Origin of the sequence: uncultured Campylobacter sp. (assembly GCF_938017775.1) — a bacterium.
Lineage (GTDB): Bacteria > Campylobacterota > Campylobacteria > Campylobacterales > Campylobacteraceae > Campylobacter_B.
Window position 1 is genome coordinate 1 of sequence record NZ_CALIIU010000043.1, and the last position, 1,078, is coordinate 1,078.

The 1,078-nt window shown below is 40.7% G+C and carries 1 protein-coding gene; it reads right to left on the reverse strand.

Going from position 1 to position 1,078, the window contains the following annotated elements; all coding sequences use genetic code 11:
* On the reverse strand, positions 1-1,000 hold a 1,000-nt coding region (locus Q0537_RS06760; RefSeq protein WP_299226317.1), incomplete at its 3' end, for a type IV secretory system conjugative DNA transfer family protein.
* Between the last annotated feature and the right edge of the window lie 78 nt (positions 1,001-1,078).

Sequence of the window (1,078 nt, forward strand, 5' to 3'; positions counted from 1 at the left end):
AAGATTTTAAAACGCTATTTTTCATCTTAGCCTCAGTTTCGACATAAGCTTTCATGCGCATTTTTACCTTATCACTTACAAGACCGCATTGTTCCAGAAATGTATAACTGCTATCAAGAGTGTTGAGCTTAACGCTGATGACCTCTCCGTCGCTACCTTCTTCCTCTATTTGGGTATCTAAACCTAAAATAGAGAATCTTAAAATATCGTAAAACGTCAGATCCAGATCAATTTTCTTCGAATTTAAAAAAGCGATCCCCAATCTTGTAGAGATAAGCTCTCCTAGTAGATAGGCGATACCGATAAATAGATCTTGAGATAGCTGCGACCATATAGGATCGCCCGATGCCGGAGGCGGAAAGAATATATTGGCAAGGCTATTTAACGTGTTATCGGCCTCGGGGGAATTTATATCAAAATAGGTCAAGGGGTTATAGCGATGAGTTTTACTAGAAAAAGGGTTGAATAGATAAACATCCTGGCCTAAAACCTCTTTGCGGTACCTGCTCGTAAAATCGAAGCACTCCTGTTTGATATCCTGCACGACGGCGCTTTGCTGCCAATCCATTAAATTTGGAATTACGACGCTGACGCCCTTTCCTCCTCGCGTAGCGGCGGCAAGGGATACGAATTGCTGGCCCGGGAAGCGAAGCAGCTTGCCATTGTATTTTCCGATTATGATCCCGTCGTTGCCGTAAAGTTTTCTTTTTGCAATATCGACAGAGGTAGCGAACCTAGCGTCTCCATATAATTTTTCTTTTTTAGGCAATAATAAAAGGATTGCTATAAAAGCTATGCAGATCATAAAGCTTATTGCAAGCGATTCATAAATTTTAGGATAGCCGTTTATTAACCCCTTAAAGGTAAAACTGGCGTTATAGTATTTGCTTAGCTTAAGGATCTTGCCATTTAAAGCTATATCTACTACTCCGGTTAGAAAGTAAGTGCCTATAAGCACGTAGATGGACAATAAAATGATCAGGGGCTTTGATAATTTCATAGCGCGTCTTCCTTAAAATTTCCATCTTTATCGCGCTTATAGAGCTTGCCGTCATGCAGCATCTCTACGATATGTCGC